Source organism: Paenibacillus sp. GCM10027626 (genome assembly GCF_042676285.1).
GTDB lineage: Bacteria > Bacillota > Bacilli > Paenibacillales > Paenibacillaceae > Paenibacillus_Z.
The window spans coordinates 1-529 of the sequence record NZ_JBHTHC010000072.1 but is presented as its reverse complement, the minus strand read 5'-3'; the positions used below and the strand labels follow the sequence as shown (position 1 = coordinate 529).

General features: G+C 49.9%; 2 tRNA genes and 1 rRNA gene. All 3 read left to right on the top strand.

The window, feature by feature from the left end:
* Positions 1 to 101, top strand: a 16S ribosomal RNA gene (locus tag ACFQ0N_RS38265); the annotation flags it as partial.
* 215 nt (positions 102 to 316) lie between these two features.
* Positions 317 to 393, top strand: a tRNA-Ile gene (locus ACFQ0N_RS38260).
* Between the two features lie 24 nt (positions 394 to 417).
* Positions 418 to 493: transfer RNA gene (locus ACFQ0N_RS38255), tRNA-Ala, on the top strand.
* The last annotated feature ends 36 nt before the right edge of the window (positions 494 to 529 follow it).

Here is a 529-nt window from a genome sequence, read left to right as displayed (position 1 = left end):
GGGTAACCGCAAGGAGCCAGCCGCCGAAGGTGGGGTAGATGATTGGGGTGAAGTCGTAACAAGGTAGCCGTATCGGAAGGTGCGGCTGGATCACCTCCTTTCTAAGGAATATCCTGATCACGATGATATCAGATCACAATTGACAGTGACGCTCATGTTCAGTTTTGAGGGAATGAATTTTGACCCCCAAAAAGTGGTGTTAAGCGTTGTAGCTTATGCCGCTTACTTTTCGGGGACCCCAAAACTACCTCAAACATCCGTTTGGTGTCGATGATGACAAGTGGATGAATGGTCTATCCAAGTGAAGATTATTCTTGGGCCTTTAGCTCAGCTGGTTAGAGCGCACCCCTGATAAGGGTGAGGTCGGTGGTTCGAGTCCACTAAGGCCCACCATATGTGCCATTTGGCATTCCTTACGGGGCCATAGCTCAGCTGGGAGAGCGCCTGCCTTGCAAGCAGGAGGTCAGGAGTTCGATCCTCCTTGGCTCCACCATAAATTTGCACCTTGAAAACTGGATATGAAAGAATG